The sequence below is a fragment of the Sedimentibacter acidaminivorans genome (genome assembly GCF_017873955.1).
GTDB classification, from domain to species: Bacteria; Bacillota; Clostridia; order Tissierellales; family Sedimentibacteraceae; genus Sedimentibacter; species Sedimentibacter acidaminivorans.
The window spans coordinates 1-18,987 of sequence record NZ_JAGGKS010000001.1 but is presented as its reverse complement, the minus strand read 5'-3'; the positions used below and the strand labels follow the sequence as shown (position 1 = coordinate 18,987).

The 18,987-nt window shown below is 30.7% G+C and carries 17 protein-coding genes, 1 tRNA gene and 1 rRNA gene; 12 read left to right on the top strand and 7 right to left on the bottom strand.

Going from position 1 to position 18,987, the window contains the following annotated elements; all coding sequences use genetic code 11:
- Positions 1 to 15: 15 nt before the first annotated feature.
- Complete coding sequence (gene murC, locus J2Z76_RS00095; protein WP_209509952.1) at positions 16 to 1,374, bottom strand: UDP-N-acetylmuramate--L-alanine ligase; 1,359 nt, start codon at positions 1,372 to 1,374, stop codon at positions 16 to 18.
- A 340-nt stretch (positions 1,375 to 1,714) separates the two neighbouring features.
- Here murC and tsaE point away from each other — a divergent pair, with 340 nt between their 5' ends.
- From tsaE to J2Z76_RS16920, 4 genes are read left to right on the top strand one after another with little or no spacing between them, the layout of a single operon-like run.
- Positions 1,715 to 2,188, top strand: coding sequence for a tRNA (adenosine(37)-N6)-threonylcarbamoyltransferase complex ATPase subunit type 1 TsaE (tsaE, locus tag J2Z76_RS00090; RefSeq protein WP_209509951.1), 474 nt, complete (start codon positions 1,715 to 1,717; stop codon positions 2,186 to 2,188).
- Complete coding sequence (gene tsaB / locus J2Z76_RS00085) at positions 2,169 to 2,861, top strand: tRNA (adenosine(37)-N6)-threonylcarbamoyltransferase complex dimerization subunit type 1 TsaB (RefSeq protein WP_209509950.1); 693 nt, start codon at positions 2,169 to 2,171, stop codon at positions 2,859 to 2,861. The genes tsaE and tsaB overlap by 20 nt, the downstream gene beginning before the upstream one ends.
- A 29-nt stretch (positions 2,862 to 2,890) precedes the next feature.
- A complete protein-coding gene (rimI, locus tag J2Z76_RS00080; protein WP_209509949.1) occupies positions 2,891 to 3,337 on the top strand; it encodes a ribosomal protein S18-alanine N-acetyltransferase in 447 nt (148 codons plus the stop codon).
- Positions 3,316 to 4,449, top strand: a complete 1,134-nt coding sequence (locus J2Z76_RS16920; protein ID WP_342454995.1) for a M15 family metallopeptidase — start codon at positions 3,316 to 3,318, stop codon at positions 4,447 to 4,449. The genes rimI and J2Z76_RS16920 overlap by 22 nt, the downstream gene beginning before the upstream one ends.
- A 28-nt stretch (positions 4,450 to 4,477) precedes the next feature.
- Here J2Z76_RS16920 and J2Z76_RS00070 read toward each other — a convergent pair whose 3' ends face one another.
- The 6 genes from J2Z76_RS00070 to J2Z76_RS00045 all read right to left on the bottom strand — a co-directional run bounded on the left by J2Z76_RS00070 (position 4,478) and on the right by J2Z76_RS00045 (position 11,739).
- Positions 4,478 to 5,305, bottom strand: coding sequence for an undecaprenyl-diphosphate phosphatase (locus J2Z76_RS00070; RefSeq protein ID WP_209509948.1), 828 nt, complete (start codon positions 5,303 to 5,305; stop codon positions 4,478 to 4,480).
- 161 nt (positions 5,306 to 5,466) lie between these two features.
- A complete protein-coding gene (htpG, locus tag J2Z76_RS00065; protein WP_209509947.1) occupies positions 5,467 to 7,365 on the bottom strand; it encodes a molecular chaperone HtpG in 1,899 nt (632 codons plus the stop codon).
- 241 nt (positions 7,366 to 7,606) lie between these two features.
- Positions 7,607 to 8,134, bottom strand: a complete 528-nt coding sequence (locus J2Z76_RS00060; RefSeq protein WP_209509946.1) for a peptidoglycan-binding domain-containing protein — start codon at positions 8,132 to 8,134, stop codon at positions 7,607 to 7,609.
- A 45-nt stretch (positions 8,135 to 8,179) separates the two neighbouring features.
- Positions 8,180 to 9,607 (bottom strand): peptidoglycan-binding protein, encoded by a 1,428-nt coding sequence (locus J2Z76_RS00055; RefSeq protein ID WP_209509945.1) that lies wholly within the window; start codon positions 9,605 to 9,607, stop codon positions 8,180 to 8,182.
- 17 nt (positions 9,608 to 9,624) lie between these two features.
- Positions 9,625 to 11,022, bottom strand: coding sequence for a peptidoglycan-binding domain-containing protein (locus J2Z76_RS00050; RefSeq protein ID WP_209509944.1), 1,398 nt, complete (start codon positions 11,020 to 11,022; stop codon positions 9,625 to 9,627).
- 15 nt (positions 11,023 to 11,037) lie between these two features.
- Complete coding sequence (locus tag J2Z76_RS00045; protein WP_209509943.1) at positions 11,038 to 11,739, bottom strand: hypothetical protein; 702 nt, start codon at positions 11,737 to 11,739, stop codon at positions 11,038 to 11,040.
- Between the two features lie 343 nt (positions 11,740 to 12,082).
- On the opposite strand from J2Z76_RS00045, the gene J2Z76_RS00040 reads away from it, so the two are divergent.
- The 8 genes from J2Z76_RS00040 to J2Z76_RS00005 form a co-directional block, all read left to right on the top strand.
- Complete coding sequence (locus J2Z76_RS00040; protein WP_209509942.1) at positions 12,083 to 13,630, top strand: acyl-CoA carboxylase subunit beta; 1,548 nt, start codon at positions 12,083 to 12,085, stop codon at positions 13,628 to 13,630.
- A 15-nt stretch (positions 13,631 to 13,645) separates the two neighbouring features.
- On the top strand, positions 13,646 to 13,924 hold the full coding sequence (locus J2Z76_RS00035) for an OadG family protein (protein WP_209509941.1): 279 nt from the start codon (positions 13,646 to 13,648) through the stop codon (positions 13,922 to 13,924).
- Positions 13,925 to 13,969: 45 nt separating this feature from the next.
- Complete coding sequence (locus tag J2Z76_RS00030; protein WP_209509940.1) at positions 13,970 to 14,368, top strand: biotin/lipoyl-containing protein; 399 nt, start codon at positions 13,970 to 13,972, stop codon at positions 14,366 to 14,368.
- Positions 14,369 to 14,536: 168 nt separating this feature from the next.
- Positions 14,537 to 15,445: a DNA-processing protein DprA gene (locus tag J2Z76_RS00025; RefSeq protein ID WP_209509939.1), complete on the top strand. Its 909-nt coding sequence runs from the start codon at positions 14,537 to 14,539 to the stop codon at positions 15,443 to 15,445.
- A gap of 32 nt (positions 15,446 to 15,477) precedes the next feature.
- Positions 15,478 to 15,561 (top strand) — tRNA-Leu (locus J2Z76_RS00020).
- A gap of 280 nt (positions 15,562 to 15,841) precedes the next feature.
- Positions 15,842 to 17,626: a family 10 glycosylhydrolase gene (locus J2Z76_RS00015; protein WP_209509938.1), complete on the top strand. Its 1,785-nt coding sequence runs from the start codon at positions 15,842 to 15,844 to the stop codon at positions 17,624 to 17,626.
- Between the two features lie 169 nt (positions 17,627 to 17,795).
- Positions 17,796 to 18,299: a GNAT family N-acetyltransferase gene (locus tag J2Z76_RS00010; RefSeq protein ID WP_209509937.1), complete on the top strand. Its 504-nt coding sequence runs from the start codon at positions 17,796 to 17,798 to the stop codon at positions 18,297 to 18,299.
- A gap of 409 nt (positions 18,300 to 18,708) precedes the next feature.
- Positions 18,709 to 18,987 (top strand): 16S ribosomal RNA (locus J2Z76_RS00005); the annotation flags it as partial.

Here is an 18,987-nt window from a genome sequence, read left to right as displayed (position 1 = left end):
TGTCCCTTTGTTATCTTATTGTTCAGTTACTATTAAATGTTCTGCTATAGTATTTACATTTCCTGCACCCATTGTTATAACTGTGTCACCATTGCTTATCATATCATTTAATATGTTAGTGGCATCTTCGAAACTTTTTGCATATATAACATTTCCGCCTACTTCTTTAATTTTATTTGCTAAATCTTTTGAATGTACAGCTCTAGTATCAGTTTCTCTAGCGGCATAGATATCAAGTAGTATAGTTTCATCTGATAGTTTCAACGCTTCTGCAAATTCATCAAGCAGTGCTATGGTTCTTGAATAGGTATGGGGTTGAAAAATAGTTATTACTCTGCCTTGAGAATAAGTTTTTGCTGTGAGAAGGGTTGTTTTCATTTCTGTTGGATGATGAGCATAGTCGTCAATTATTACTGCATTCTTATAGAAACCTTTGAACTCATATCTTCTATGGGTTCCTTTGAAATTTTCTAATCCTTTTTTTATGCTTTCTACGCTTATTCCTAACATTACACATGCTGCAGAAGCTGCAATTGAATTTAATATATTGTGTTCACCAAAAACTTGAAGATTTATTTCTACAAGTTTATTTCCCTTATTCATAAGCATATATGAAGGAGTTGGTAAATATTTTATGTTTGTTGCATAGAAATCTGCATTGTTTTCCTTGCCAAATGTTGCTACATTACATTTTAAATCTTTAAAAAGATTCTCGTTTTCAACATTAGCTATTAAAACACCACTTTTCGGAAGCTTATTTGCATATTCTAAGAAGGCATTTTTTATATCCTGTAAATCTTTATAATAGTCAAGATGATCTACATCGATATTTAGTATTAATTCCATTGTGGGGTTAAACTTTAGAAAATTTCTTTTATATTCGCATGCTTCAGTTAGCAATAAATTATTTGAACCATGTTTTATGTTACCCCCAATTGAATCCATTTCTCCACCTAAAAAAATTGTAGGCTCTAAATCAGTTTCAATAAGTATTGATGATAACATACCAGTAGTAGTTGTTTTTCCATGAGTACCTGAAACGCAAATAGAATTATGATAATTTTTCATTACATATCCTAAAAATTCAGCTCTATCCATAATTGCTAAGTTTAGTTGCAACGCTCTCAACAATTCTGGATTATCATTAGAAATAGCAGATGTATAAACAACCAGGTCAATATCATCCGTAATATGATCTGAATTATGATTTAAATGGATTTTTGCTCCCATTTTAGCAAGTTTTTTAACAATATGTGAGTCGTTTTTATCAGAACCAGCTACGAATAAACCTTCATCTAGCATTAATTCAGCTAAGCCGCTCATGCTTATTCCACCAATGCCTATAAAATATATATTATTAAAATTATTTTTCATATAAATTATCTCCTCGAATATTTTTTAAAACAAAACTATAATGTATTATTAATATTATTCATTTCTATATATTAATAATACAGCTTTTATTGAATAATTAGCAATAATTTAAAAATTCTTGCAATATTATAACATGTATAAAATTTTTGTTCAATTAATTTTATCGACTCTAGTGAATATTCCTTGATTTTTTAAGTCTAAAAAGATATAATTAGCATACAATATGCATAAAATGCGTACCTTAAAAAATCAAATATTATAAGGAATCAATATTTGTAGGGTGAGTATTTCATATGCATTTGCAATAAGCAAATATATTAATCAAACAAAAGGAAAATATATGGAAATAAAAGTATGCAATTTAGAAGATACAAAATTAATTGGAAAAATAATCGCTAAAAATCTGGTGAAAGGTACTGTGTTGTGTTTAGATGGGGATTTAGGTGCTGGTAAAACTACATTGACACAATATATAGCGAAGGAGTTTGAAATAAAAGAATATATAACAAGTCCTACCTTCACTATTATAAAAGAATATGAAGGTATTTTACCTTTTTATCATATGGATGTATATAGAATAAATTCAGAAGATGACATGTATGACTTAGGTTATGAAGATTACATTTATTCAGAAGGAGTATGTATTATAGAGTGGTCACAAAAAATTAGTAACATGCTACCTGCTAATAGAATAAATATATATATACAAAGAACTAATGATGAAGATACAAGAATATTTTCAATCAAAGGACAAGGTCATGCTTATGAAAAAATATTAGAGGAGCTAAAAAAACATGAAAATACTTGCAATTGAATCAGCTTCAATTATTGCCTCTTGTGCTGTATCTGAAAATGATATGGTTTTAGGAGAGTATTCAATAGGTCATAAAAAAACTCATTCAGAAAAGCTAATGCCTTTAATAGAAAAGCTTTTAGAAGATATGGAGATAAATATAAAAGATATTGAACTGATAGCAATATCAGAAGGTCCAGGTTCTTATACTGGTTTGAGAATTGGAGCTAGTATAGCGAAAAGTATTGCCTATGCTATAAATGTACCAATAGCCAATGTTCCAACAATGAAATCACTGGCAGCTAATATATACTCTATAGATAAATATATAGTACCAGTTATGGATGCGAAATCAGGCAGATTGTATTCAGGTATATATACTTGGGTGAATAATAATTTAATTACTGTTAAAGAGCAATTTCCATCAACTATTGATGAATTGATAGAATTTCTAAATGACTTAAAAAAGCCTATAATTTTATCAGGTGATGGTTCTGAAAATTATAAAAGTATATTTATAGAAAAACTGAAAATTGAATATACCTTTTCACCAAAACAATTTAATATACTAAGTGCATCACCACTGGCTTGTTTAGGTTATAATATGTATTTGAATGGCGAAACAATAGATTCATCTGAATTTTATCCTAAGTATTTAAGATTATCACAGGCAGAAAGAAATAAAATAAAATAAATTAAATTTTAAAAAGGCGGGGGAACTATATGGAAGTTGAGGTTAGGGAAATAAGTTTTAGTGACATAGATGAAGTTGCTGAAATCGAAAAAATATGTTTTTCCATACCTTGGTCAAAAGAATTAATTGCACAAGAATTGTTAAATAAAATGGCATATTATCAATGTGCTATAATTGATGGTAAATTAGTTGGTTATATGGGAATGTGGAAAATTTGTGATGAGGGTCATATTACTAATGTTGCAGTATTGCCCGAGTATAGAAAAAAGGGAATTGCATCTATGCTTATAAGTAAAATGATTGAAGTTTGCAAATGTAGTGAAATATATAATGTAACGTTGGAGGCAAGGGAATCAAATTTAGAAGCAATACATCTGTATGAAAAATTTGGGTTTGAGTCAGCTGGAAAACGTCCTAATTATTATCAAAAACCTACTGAAAGTGCAGTAATCATGTGGAAGAAAATAGAGCAATAATAAAAACTAACAAAGTAGCAGGAGAAAACATGAGCAGAAAAAGAAAACAAAAAAAACAAAGATTTTTATTAATAGTGACATCAGTATTTATATTATTATTAGTATTAATGGTAAAGTCAATAAGTGGAAATTCAAAACAGGATTTAGATAGTTCTCAATCATCGCAAGATGATATAAATGAACAAAAAGAACAATCTCAAAGTACAAATAATAATGAAATATCAGAAATAAAAGTATCACCTAATATCTGCACAACAAATACAGGTGCAGTAATTAATTTGAATAATTTTAAAGTTGAGGCAATAAATAAGTCCGGGAAAAAAGAAGAGTTAAATAATAATATTTTGTTTTCAACAGACAGTGATTTATTAGAAATTGTTAATAACACTATTACTGTATCTGATAAAGCATTGACAGCAGATACTGCTACGGTAACTGTAAATTATAAAGAATACAACAGTGATATAACAATAAAAATATTTAATGACTTAGCAAGTACTATAGATGAAAATAAAGTAGTAACTAACCCTGATTCATATGACATGGTAGTAAATAAATCAAGAAATATACCAAGTTCATATATCCCAGACGACTTAGTTCCTCTAGATGACATTCCTAAAAGTTTGCAAAATCCTGAAGTTAATCAACTTAGGAAAGTTGCATATGATGCCTTGAAAGAATTATTCGCTGCAGCAAAGGAAGAACAATCTTTTGACTTATATGCTCGTTCTGGATACAGGTCATATAATACACAAGTATCATTATATTCATCCTATGTATCAAATCATGGACAGGAGGCTGCAGATAAATTTAGTGCAAGACCAGGTCAAAGTGAACATCAAACTGGGCTTGCAATGGATATAACTTGCCCAACTATGAATTATCAATTAGATACTACATTTGGTGATAAAGAGGAAGGTAAATGGATAGCAGAAAATGCTCACAAATTTGGGTTTATTGTAAGATATCCTAAAGGAAAAGAAGAAATAACAGGATATCAATACGAGCCATGGCATTTAAGATATGTGGGACCATCATTAGCTGAAGAAATATATAAAAGTCAATTGACACTAGAGGAATATTTTGAACAATTTGAACAATTTGAACAATAAAAAATGGTGCGCATTCATGCGCACCATTTTACATTAATATGTAGAAGTAGGCTAGAACTATGAAACCTAAGATTATTCTATAATAACCAAATGCCTTGAAGTCATGCTTTCTAATATAATCCATGAGAAATTTGATAGCTAATATAGAAACAATATAAGCGACTAGTGAACCTATTCCAAGTACAATCCACTCATAACTAGAAAATGCAAAACCAGCTTTCATAAGCTTTAGAGCACTAGCTCCAAGCATTGTAGGTACAGCCATGAAAAAAGAAAATTCTGTAGCAACAAAACGGGATGTTCCAAGTAATACTGCTCCTATAATAGTTGAACCTGAACGAGAGGTTCCTGGTATCAAAGCTAAACACTGAAACACACCAATAGCAAAGGCTAATTTATAAGAAAGTCCAGAAAAATCTTTTACTTTTGACGTTCTGTTTCCGCTTTCAATATAAATCATGATAACACCATACACAATTAGCGCTAAAGCAACAGTTACAGGGTTGTAGAACAATTCGTCAATTTTATCATCAAACAATACTCCAATGACACCAGATGGTATAATAGCTATAATAACTTTTATCCAAAGTGATATAGTATCCTTTTTCTCTTTCAATGATTTTTTATTTGAAAATGGATTTAGTTTATGAAAGAATAAACTAACAACAGCAAGTATTGAACCAAACTGAATTACAACTAAAAATGTGTTCACATATAAATCAGAAAAATTTAATTTAATAAATTCATCAACTAAAATCATATGGCCAGTACTACTGACAGGTAGCCATTCAGTAATACCTTGGACAATACCTAGTAATACCGCTTTTAAAATTTCTATCAAAATAATTACCTCCATATATAATATTTTCAAGTATACCAATATTACCAATTATATTCAATAGATAAAAGAAAAATTTATAACAATAAATAATTTCATAAAAAAGGAACGGTTTACCCGTTCCAAAATTGTTATAACAATTGTTTTTATATTCTTTTGTTGCTTTCAAGTTGTTATTCCTATTGCAATAATTCACATATATCATTTGCATATTGAACAGGGTCTTCGATTGTCAAACCTTCAATAAGCAATGCTTGATTATATAAAACATTAGTAAGTTTCTTTAATTTTTCCTTATCACCATTAAATGAATTTTTGAGTTTATCAAAAACTTCGTGGCTAGTATTTATTTCAAGTATTTTAGCTGCATGAATATCACCCTTGTTATCAGGCATTGCACTCAGTACCTTTTCCATTTCTATAGATAATTCACCTTCGCTTGCAAGACATACTGGATGATTTTTCAGTCTCTTTGATGCCCTAACTTCTTTAACTTTACCTTTTAATGAATCTTTCATATAATTGAAAATATCTTTGTTATCTTCTTTTTCTTCTTCACTTTCTTTTTCATCAGGCTCTATGCCTAAATCAGAACTAGAAACAGACTTAAACTCTTTTTCCTTATAATTCATAAGCATCTTTATAGCAAATTCATCTATTTCATCAGTGAAATATAGTATTTCATATCCTTTATCGAGGACAACTTCAGTTTGAGGAAGCTTAGAAATTTTATCATTAGTATCGCCTGTTGCATAATAGATATATTTTTGATCTTCCTTCATGCGAGAAATATATTCATCTAGAGTAACAAGATTTTTTTCGCTAGAAGAATAGAACATGAGTAAATCTTGAAGTATTTCTTTGTTTGCTCCCCAACCTTGATATATACCATATTTTAGAGTTCTACCAAAATTATTAAAGAATTCATTATATTTTTCTCTTTCATCTCTTTGCATTGATAAAAGTTCGCTTTTGATTTTTTCTTTAATTTTCTTTGCAATAAATTGAAGCTGCCTATCGTGTTGTAACAATTCCCTAGATATATTTAAAGATAAATCAGCTGAATCAACTAAACCTTGAACAAAACTAAAATAATCAGGTAAAAGATCACTACATTTATTCATTATCATTACACCGTTTGAATATAATTCTAGGCCTTTTTCAAATTCCTTAGTATAGAAATCGTATTGAGCTTTTGCAGGTATGTACATTATTGCATTATAGCTTGTTATACCTTCAATGCTTGCATGAATATATTTTAAAGGCTTTTCATAACCAAAATGTTTATCCATATAAAAATTATCATAATCTTCAGGTTTTAATTCGCTTTTATTTCTGCGCCAAATAGGAACCATACTATTTAATGTTTCATCTTCAATATATTCTTCATATTCTTTTTCTGAATCTTCTTTTTCTTTTTCAGAATCTTCTTTTAGTTTCTTTTTTACAACATTCATTTTAATTGGATATTTAATAAAATCAGAATATTTTTTCACTAATGATTTTAAATTATATTCATCTAAATACTCATCATAGTTATTATCATCAGTATTAGGTTTTATTTTAAGAGTAATTTGTGTACCAGTTGTTTCTTTTTCACAAGGCTCTATGCTGTATCCATCAGCACCACTTGATTGCCATTTGTATGCTGTGTCAGACCCAAGCGCTTTACTTGTAACTATTACTAAATCTGAAACCATAAATGCAGAATAAAACCCAACACCAAATTGACCTATAATATCAATACCATCTTTTGTTTCATTTTTTTCCTTAAAATCAAAAGAACCACTTTTAGCTATAGTTCCTAAATTAGATTCTAATTCTTCTTTAGTCATTCCTATACCAGTATCGGATATAGTGAGAGTTCGATCTTCTTTATCAGCAGAAATTCGAATAAAAAAATCATCTTTATTAAAGTTAATATTGGTATCTGTAAGAGATTTATAATAGCTTTTGTCTATAGCATCGCTTGCATTTGAAATAAGTTCTCTTATAAATATTTCTTTATGAGTGTAGATTGAGTTAATCATTAAATCAAGAAGCCTTTTTGACTCAGCCTTAAATTGTTTTTTTGCCATTTTATCATTCCTTTCTTATCTTTTATAATATTTTTATTTTTAATTGAATTTGTTAGCACTCTTGACTAATGAGTGCTAATTATATTGTAACAAATGGCTATAATTTGTCAATAGGTTAAAGGAAAATACTTAAAATTTATTTCTAGTCTTAATACTTTAATTATTGTAGCAAATAAAAAGTTTTTCAGTAATTACTGCATTACTGAAAAACTATCAAGTTATATTATAAAATAACAATTATTTATTTATCTTGCATTCTGCATACATTGTTTATACAGGTTAAGGAATTCCAAGTTTTTATATCTACAATACCTGTAATGGGTAATTTGTTTATAGATTGAAATTGTTTAACAGCTGCTTCTGTTGCTTCATCATAAACTCCTGTGATATCAATATTATTGATATTATTATATTTTTTACTTAAGTCATTAATTAATATTTGTATTATATATACTATAGATTTTTTATCACCTAGTTTAATTTCTGTAACATTATCTGGGAAACAATCCAGTTTGTTAGGAATATTGTCTGTGCTTGTTATTTTGTTATATTCATATAATAATTTACTCCATGTAGCTAGGTCAACCGTTCCATTTGGTGGAAGCCCATATATTCTTTGAAATATAGTCACTGCTTCTTTTGTTTCCGAATCAAATATACCATCTGTGTGTTTTATACTTATGTTTGAATTATGTTTTGAAATTTCTTTTAAATACATTTGTATTTCTTTAACAGGGTTAATATTTATAATATCATTTATTTCACTCATTACTTACCTCCATCATATTAAATATCTAATTTAATTATATTAATTTTATGATTCTAGTTGCAATTCAATTGATTCACCATATCTAAGGTTACGGTATACTTCTACTAATTTATTCCATGTTATTTCATCTACAATTCCAGTAGGTTCAAGCCCATAATACTGTTGGAAGGTGATTACAGCAGATTCAGTAATTGGACCAAATACACCATCAATAAGGTTGTATGGAACATAAGTTATGTCAGGTATATTCGAAGATATATAAGCTAGTAATTCTTGTATTACAAATACTCCAGGATATTCAGTTCCCATTCCTCGTTCATAGTCTATTCCTGGATAATCAGCTATATCTAACAATTCAAGAGGTACAGATAATGATGACGGTGGAATTGTTGTAACAATACCTAAAATACTACGAAATAGAACATCCCATGTCGTTTTATCCACTAACCCTGTCATTGGTAAATTCATAGTTTTTTGAAATTCTAATATTGCAGTTCTTGTTTCGGGACCGAAGTAACCGTCAAGCACAACAGAAGGAATAGATGCATAAAAAGCTGACAAAATATTGATAAAATATTGAAGGAGTTCTACTCGTGGAGTGGCTTCTCCTTCAATTGTAATTCCAGAAAACTGTCTGGATATATTTTCTTGTGAGAGACCTTTTGAAGCTAATTCAGATATCTTTGTAACAGCATTAAATATATGTCGTATTTCATACCAGGTTCCCCTGTTAACAATACCTGTAGGGTTTAGTTTAAATATTGTTTGAAATTGTGTAACGGCTGCCTCAGTAAAATCTCCATAATATCCTGTCATAGCAGGTATTTTGGGAATTGCAGGGAAATTGTTTGAAATTCTATTTAGCCTGTATTGTAATACTAAAACATCGACTCCGGAATCACCCTTACTAATAGGCGACCCCCTAAAACTTCCATCGATTGTATCCAGTGGTACAGCTGTTACAATTTCAATATTGTTTCCATAATAGTATTGCAAGATTTCCAGTGGAGTGTAGCCTTGGTTGGCCAAATCAACGCTACCCCACTGATACATTCCATCACATTGCGATATACGTCCATCGCAGTATTGAGCAAAAAGTGGTTCGATATTGCCCTCTCTTCGTATATACTCATCGAATATTTCATTTACTATTTCATCTACATTTTCAAATGTTCCTCTGTCCTTTACAAAAGCTTGATCAAATTGAGTTGAATTAGTTATATCAAAATTGTACCCTTGAGCTCTGTACCACTGAGTGAATAATCTATTTAATGTAATTGACACAATGGCATATATATTAGCTCTTAGCGCTTCTTCAGGCCAAGTAGGATAGAGTTCACTGGAGGCAACATTTTTTATATAATCTATAAAATTAATGGTTACATTTTCTGCTGGCTCGTCAGGCTTTCCAAGGTGAACCACTATTTTGTCAACGATGTTTGCATATGTAACACCAGGTATGCGTACTGACATTTTAACTCCTCCTTGTTTTATCTTGCCTTACTTTGTGTAATTATTGTTCTTTCACCAAATCTTAAATCTCGATAAACTTCAACTATTTTATCCCATGTGGTTTGACCTACTATACCATCTGGTGTGAGCCCAAATCTATTTTGAAATGCAATAACAGCTGCTTGTGTATTAGGACCAAATTCTCCATCTGGTGTAACTTCTGGTATATCTGTCAAAAACGTTGAAATATATGATAAGTATTGTTGTATTATATAAACACCTGGACCTTCAGATCCTAATTTGTATAATATGTTTTGATATAATAAGCTTGGCAATGCAATTGCAGACGGTGGTAGGGTATTTAAAATTCCTACTACACTATTATACATAGAAGTCCATGTTTGGTTATCTATTAATCCAGTTACTGGTATATCTACAGCTTTTTGAAATGCTATTATTGATTGTCTTGTTTGTGGTCCTAATATTCCATCTATATCTACTGGTTGAATTGTACTATAAAATGCAGACAAAACATTTAAAAAATATTGTACTAACTGTACTCTAGGGACTACGGTACTTAAATCAGTAGGTAATTCTTTAGGAATTTCACTTATTAATATACCTTGAGATGTCAATTCAGCGAGTTTTCTTACAGAAGTATAAATATTTCTTATTTTATACCAAGTTCCTTTATCTATAATTCCTGTAGGGTTTATGCCAAATATTGTTTGAAATTCCCTTACTGCAGACTCTGTAGTGGAATTAAAATTTCCATCAACGGGATAAATCTTAGGAATTGCAGGATAGTTAATGGATATAGTGTTTAGCATTACTTGTGCTAATAAAACATAAGGTCCCATATCACCTAATTTTAGTGGACTGCCTGGATATGTCTCTATAACGCCTCCGATTGGTGCATTTTGAACAATGTTAATATCTTCACCATAATAGTATTGAAGGATTTCATAAGGAACATAGCCTTCTTTAGCTAAATTTACAGTTCCCCACTGGTACATACCATCACATTGCGATATTCTACCATCACAGTACTGTGTATAGAAAGGCTGTAGTTGCCCTTGTTTTACTACATAGTCATTAAAAACTTCATCAACTATATCGCTGATATTATCAAAAATACCTCTATCTTTGACAAAATATTGATCAAATTGTGTTGAATTAGTTATATCGAAATCATATCCCCTGCTTCTGTACCATTCAGTAAAAACTCTATTTAAAGTAATTGAAACTATAGCATATATATTAGCTCTTAGAGCACTTTCGGGCCATGTTGGGTATAGTTCACTAGAAGCAACGTTTTTAATATAATCTATAAAGGATACTGTCACATTTTGTGCTGGTTCATCAGGTGCCCCTAAATGAACCGTAATTGTTTCTGGAATTTGTACTGTTGTTAGTCCTGGAATGGATATACTCATTAATAATCACCTCGCTTATTCATTTGATTCATCTATTGGACTTGGAGGAATAACAATTGTTTGTTCTGACTCTCTTGTTGTTCCAGCCATTACTGGGATTAAATCTATTTTATAAACAGTAGTTATGTCAGGAAAAACTCGAACATCAAGAATATTGACTGTATAGTAGTTTATTGCTTGAACTCTTAGGTTGTATTGTGTAAAGTAATATTCTGAACTTGAAAATGGGTCATCTGGGTTATAAAAAACAGGTAATTCTATATCTGGGATTCTACCGTTTTCATCTGTAACTAAAATGTATAGTGCTTCTTCTTCGTCATCGCTATTAAAAAGATAAATTGTTACAACAGCATCAGGAACAGGTAGAGCTTGCAGCGCTGTGAAAACACCAACAGATAGATAGCCTGTTTTTATGTCGTCCTCAATTTGTGAAATTGGTGTTTCTTCAACTATTGGAATAATTTCAGCTGGTGTTTCTTCAATTATTGGAGTTTCAGTTACTGGAGTTTCTTCGTTTGCTGGCGGAGTTACAGCTGGTGCTTCTTCTATTTGGTTATTATCTTGAGTTGGCGGAATATTATTATTTATGTTTTCATTTATACCTGGCACTTCAGATTTTTGGACAATCATGTTTTGTGCATTGTATGGCTTACTTGCTTTGTTCATATTTTTGTATTCTTTTATACAAGAACTATTAAACGGATTATAGTTATACATTAAAATAGCCGCTCCTTCCATATTAGGTTTACTACATATTATTTAATATATGCAATAAAAAGTATTTTGCTTACTTTGAATTGACATTATATAAAAGCTATCAAGAAAAAAACAAGACGGTAGTAAAAATAAAACTTGCAGTATAAAAATAACCTGTACATTTTATTACAGAAATGTTAAGAAAAAAAGCAAATTGATAATTAAAGATAATTAAATTATGCAAATTAATAAAAGTGTCTTGCAATTTAATAAAAAGGGTTGACTTTACCAACGAAATTGTATATTTTATATGTATGTCATTTTAAATTATACATTGAAATAAATAAAGTAGGAGGTAACAAAATTGCCAAATGAAAAACTTATTGAGCTTAGAGAAAAGAGCGAGAAGATAGAATTAGGCGGTGGACAAAAGGCAATACAAAAACAGCATAGTGGCGGAAAGCTAACTGCTAGAGAAAGAGTTTTGATGCTATTAGATGAAAGTAGTTTTGTAGAAATTGATGAATTTGTTGAACACAGATGCGTTAATTTTGGTATGGAAAATAAAAAAGCTCCTGGTGAAGGTGTTATAACAGGATACGGTACTATTGATGGAAGGTTAGTATATGTATTTGCACAAGATTTTACAGTTATAGGTGGATCCTTAGGAGAAATGCACGCGGCCAAGATAGTTAAAGCTCAACAAATGGCACTTAAGGTTGGAGCTCCAATTATTGGTATTAACGATTCGGGTGGAGCTAGAATTCAAGAAGGTGTAGATGCTTTGTCTGGTTATGGCAAGATATTCTATAATAATACTATTTCTTCAGGTGTTATCCCACAGATATCAGTTATTTTAGGACCATGCGCAGGTGGAGCTGTATATTCTCCAGCATTAACAGATTTTATATTCATGGTTCAGAAAACCAGCAAGATGTTTATTACAGGACCTCAAGTTATTGAAACAGTTACAGGTGAAAAAGTATCTGCAGAAAAACTTGGTGGAGCTATGACACATAATAGTGTAAGTGGAGTTGCTCAATTTGTTGATGATACAGAAGAAGCTTGTATGGCAAATATTAGAAAGTTAATAAGCTTCTTGCCTCAGAACAATTTAGAAACAACCCCTGTTGTGGAAGTTAATGATAATATAAATAGAATAGATGAAGCTTTAAATGAAATTATACCAGATAATCCAAATAAAGCTTATGATATGAAGGATGTTATTTATACGCTAGCTGATAATAAAGAATTTTTAGAGTATCAGCCATATTTCGCTAAAAATATAATCACTGGATTTATGAGACTAAATGGAAGAAGCGTAGGTGTTATTGCAAGTCAGCCAAAAGTATTAGCAGGATGTCTTGATATTAACGCATCAGATAAATCATCTAGATTCATTAGAACGTGTGATGCATTTAATATTCCAATATTAACGTTGATGGATGTACCAGGATTCTTACCAGGAACGCATCAAGAGTATGGTGGAATAATAAGACATGGAGCAAAAATGTTGTATGCTTATTCTGAAGCTACAGTTCCTAAGATTACAGTAATAACTAGAAAAGCATATGGTGGTTCATATTTGGCAATGTGTTCAAAAGAGTTAGGAGCAGACATGGTGCTAGCGTGGCCAACAGCGGAAATAGCAGTTATGGGACCTGATGGAGCTGCAAATATTATATTTAAAAAAGAAATAGAAGAATCAGAAGATAAAATTGCTAAGAGAAGTGAAAAAATAGCTGAATACAGAAATACAGTAGCAAATCCATACATTGCTGCAGCTAGAGGCTACATAGATGGAGTAATTGAACCAGCCGATACAAGAAAGAGGATAATTAGTTCGTTTGACATGTTGTTAGGAAAAAGAGAACTAAGACCTGAGAAAAAGCATGGAAATATTCCCCTTTAAGATAGGAGTGATGAAATGGGTTTGTTTAAAAATTTATTTAATAAAAAAGAAGTTGTACCTTCAAGCAGTAAAATAGAATCAAACCATTCCAATGCTGATGAAGATGAAATAACAGCGGTAATTGCAGCTGTATTAGCATCGATGGATGATGAAGAAACTGTTGCAGCCATATCAGCGGCAATAGCTTGTATGCTTGGAAAAAGTACAAGTGATTTCGTAGTCAGAAATATAAGAAGAACACCTGAATTAGACTCTATATGGGCATATGCAGGAAGAACAAAATTAATGAGATAAAAAATAGTAATTACAACAATAATTATGATAATATGGAGGAATAAAATGAAAAAATTTAATGTAACAGTTAATGGAAAAGCTTATGCGGTTGAAGTAGAAGAAGTAGGTTCAGCTCAACCAACATTTACTTATGCACCAGTACAACAAGCAGCTCCTGCACCACAGGCAGCACCAGCACCAGTACAACAAGCAGCACCTGCACCTAAAGCGGCACCATCAGCGCCAGTAGCAGGGGAATCAATGGAAGCACCAATGCCAGGAACTATATTAGATATTAAAGTATCAGAAGGTCAAGCTGTAAAAGCAGGAGATATTATATTAATATTAGAAGCAATGAAGATGGAAAATGAATTAGTAGCACCTACTGATGGAACAATTGCCAAAATTCATACTTCTAAAGGAACAGCAGTAAGCACAGGTGATATATTAGTTACAATAGCTTAATTAGTAAAACTATATATTTATTATTTCAAATAAAAAACTCCTCTTTACTAAAAAAGAAGAGTTTTTTTATTTGAGATAATATGTTACAATATATTTTGTAGAACATATTTATTCACTAACATTAGATATGTTCTGTTGCCCAAGAATAATAAATAAGGAGCAAACTAAATGGTAAGTAATGAAAATATAATCAGGTTACAACTTGTTAACGGACTGGGTAGAAAGACAATCAGTAAGATATTGAGTTATATAGATTCTCAGAACATGGAACTAAATGATTTTTCATCAATTGTTAAACTTATAAAATCATTAGGAGTAAAAAAACTAAAATTTGATTTAGAAAAAATAGAGGAAGAATCATCAAAGATATTTGAATTATGTAGAAAATCTAAAATTAATGTAGTTGGAATATATGATGAAGAATATCCTGACAAGTTAAGAGCTATTGAAGATAAACCTTTGATTTTATATGTTGATGGAAATTTGAAAATTTTAAATGACTATAATAACATAGCAATAGTTGGAACAAGAAAACCGTCTCAAAAGGGATACGAAGTGAGTTCAATACTTGCAGAAAGGCTTGCGGAAGAAGAATGTTGTGTAGTTAGTGGTTTTGCTACAGGATGCGATGAAGCTGCTCATAGAGGTTGCCTTTCCACTAAAGGAAAAACTATTGCAGTAATACCATCAGGTCATCATTGTATATATCCTAAAGGAAATAAAACTCTTTATAATATGATACTTTTAAATAATGGGGCTATAGTTTCTGAACTTCCACCAAATGCAAAAGCAGAAATGCATACTTTTATTGAAAGAAATCGAATAATAGCTGCTTTATCGGAAGGAATAATTGTAATCGAAGGCGGAAAAAAAGGTGGTACATCACATACCGTTAGGTTTGCAAATACATACAACAAACCAGTAGCATATACAAGTATGGCTGATATTTCAACGGATTTCAGTCAAGAAAAATCAGTTTACCAAGAAAATATAGACATTATAAATAGCTTTGACTCTTTAGAAAAATTTAAAGAAAAATCTTTTGAAAAAGTGCTTGACAAAGTGTATTCTATGTAATATAATAAATCTTGCTGTTGGACATATACTTTGCGGATGTGGCGGAATTGGCAGACGCACTAGACTTAGGATCTAGCGTTTATGACGTGCAGGTTCAACTCCTGTCATCCGCACCAAATATGTGACTTTTGTCACAACTAACAGTTAACACAGAATAATGAACTTTTTATTAATATGAGTTATATCAAATATAGCCCGTATATACAAGTTTAATATTCTGTGTTTTTTTATGTTTGTTTATAACTTGAATTAAAAATACATTTTTTCTGTATTTAATTCAATTGATATTTGCTTCGTTGGTAAATATCAATTATTTACCTCTTTAAAAAAATTGTAGAAAATTGTATAATTGATATAGAACACCATAGAAAAGAATTGGATAATAAGGAGATGAGTATGCGTAAATTAAACAAAAAAATAATCAGCACTTCATTGCTGATGTTGTTGATGACGGTGTTTGTTTTTAGCACTGTAACATCAAGTGAAATTAATGCAGTAGAAAAAGAATTTAGAGGTGTGTGGGTTTCCACAGTTTGGGGGATAGACTATCCAAGCAAGGCAACAACAGATGAAGATAAATTGAAAAAAGATGCTATTGAGATGTTGGATAATATAAAAGATATGGGATTCAATGCGGTTTTTTTACAAGTTAGGTCATGTTCAGATGCGATATACAAGTCAGATATTTATCCATGGTCTAGATTTTTAACAGGAACTCAAGGAGTTGCGCCCGAAAATGGTTTTGATCCCCTTGAATTTTTCGTACAAGAATCACATAAAAGAGGTTTAGAACTTCATGCTTGGATTAACCCATATAGAATAACGGCAACACCAACCGATAATTCTAAATTATATGCTACTAATCCAGCTGTATTAAATCCTGAATTAACTGTTCTTCATTCTGATGGTAAGTTATATTTTAATCCAGGAGAGCCGCGTGCTAGAGAGTTGATAATTAGTGGCGTAAAAGAAATTTTGGACAACTATGATGTTGATGGAATTCATTTAGACGATTATTTTTATCCGGATAAAAATTTCGAAGATGAAGATACATATGCTAAATATGGTAGCGATTTTACTGATGTAAATCAATGGAGAATAAATAATAACAACTTATTAATAAAAGAAATTGGAGAAATAGTACATACTAAAAACTCTAAAGTAAAATTTGGAGTGAGCCCAGCAGGTATTTGGGCAAATAAATCAACCTCGCATCTTGGAAGTGATACTGATGGTTGGGGAACATATGTGAATCAATTTGCTGATTCGAGATATTGGGTTAAAGAGAGATATGTAGATTACATTGTACCACAAATTTATTGGAATATTGGATTTAGAATTGCTGATTACGAAACTTTGGTATCGTGGTGGAGTGATGTAGTAAAGGGTACGGGAGTGAAACTTTATATAGGACAAGCGGCATATAGAACTGTTGGTGTAGAACCAAGTAGCATCTGGTATGGTGGGTCTGAAATAAAAAGGCAAATTGATTTAAATAGAAATAGTAGTTTTGTTAATGGATATTGTATGTTTTCATATAAATCGTTTTTGAAAAATGATAAGTTGTATGCAATGTTAAAAACATCGAATAAAGAAGATCCGACAAATGATGGAACGTATTTTAGTGATATTGAAAATAATCCATACGAAGAAAATATAAAATATGTGGCTTCTAGGAGTATTGTTGTTGGTTACGATGGTAGATTTAATCCGGAGCAAAGTATTAAACGAGCTGATTTTGTTTTAATGCTTTCAAGATTATTTGAAATTGAAAGTTTGGAAGGACTAACTGGTTTTGATGATGTTTCAGTTGAAGATTATTATTATAAAGAATTAGCTACAGCTAGAAAAAATGGATTGATATTAGGAGTAGGGGATAATAAATTTAATCCAGAAGGTCAAATTACTAGGCAAGATATTTTTGTTATGACATATAGGGCAATGCAAGTTTTAAATATGATTAATACAGATATAGATAGTTCTGTGGTTGATGGATATGTTGATAAAAATAATATATCTGATTATGCAGTAGAAGCAATATCATATTTTACTCAAAATAACATTCTTGCAAATGAAAGCAAAGCCATATTTCCTGTTAAAGTTGCTAGTAGAGATGAAATGGCTGATTTTTTGGCTAGGTTATTAAAATCTGATATTATGGCAATTAAAAACTTTAATTAATAAAATCTTTTAGAAAAACAATCATGGTAACGTGGTTGTTTTTTTATTTATCTCGTTTTGATTTTATAGTTAACAAAAATTAATCGTATTCATAACATAGTTATATGACAAGCATAATAACAAATATGACAAAATTATGTTTGACAAATATTATTAAGGGGCAATTAAGTTGAAAATAATAGCAGATACTGATAGATTGATTATTAGAGAATTTATTTTCCAAGATGTCGACGATTTATATAGATTAGAAAGTGACCCGAGAGTAATTGAATATATTCCAGGAAGTAAAGTACTTTCCTTACATGAATGTAGGAGAGAAATAAAAAAGTATATCTATGATTATAAAACAAGCAATTTAGGTAGATGGCCTGTTTTTTTGAAAAGTACAAATGAATTCATTGGCGTTACAGGGTTTAGGCATTTATCAACAATAAGGAAAACTGAAATAGGAACAAAATTAATTCCTGATTATTGGGGAAACGGGTATTCTACAGAATTGGGTATAGCAATAATTAATTATGGATTAACAAAACTGAAAATAAATGAAATAATAGCTATGACAGATCCTGATAATGTTAAAGCATTGAAATCTTTAGAAAGTTTAGGTATGGAATTCTTAAAATATGGATATTATAATGGAAATAGAGTAGTATATTATCATGTTTATAAATAATAAAAAAAATTCAAAAAAAGGGATTGACAAAGGTTAATAAGTGAGCTATAATACAAAAGCACTTCAGCGATGGAGTAAAAATAAATTATCAATTTAAAAAAACAGTTTGAAAATAGTTTGAAAAAAGTGATTGACAATTAGACAATCATATGATAGACTAACAAAGTTGCTCTTGATGAGTGACTGGAACAAAGAAAAAATAAATAAAAAAAGTTCTTGACAAATAACGACAAGCGTGATAAACTATCTAAGCTGTCGCAATAAAGAACAGCAACAAACAAATAACAAACAGCACATAGACAATAAAACAGCATAAGAAAAACCTTTGAGAGTTCTAAAGTAAATTTGAACAAAAAAGTAATAAACAATGAAGTAATGCTAAGCGTAAGCTTGGGCATCAGGAAAAATATTAAACGAGAGTTTGATCCTGGCTCAGGACGAACGCTGGCGGCGTGCCTAACACATGCAAGTCGAACGAAGTTTGTTTTTCGGAATAAACTTAGTGGCGGACGGGTGAGTAACGCGTGAACAATCTACCCTGTACAAAGGAATAGCCTCGGGAAACTGGGATTAAAACCATATAACACTTACATATCGCATGGTGAGTAAGTCAAATTGATTAAGAGGTATAGGATGAGTTCGCGTCTGATTAGCTAGTTGGTGAGGTAATGGCTCACCAAGGCGACGA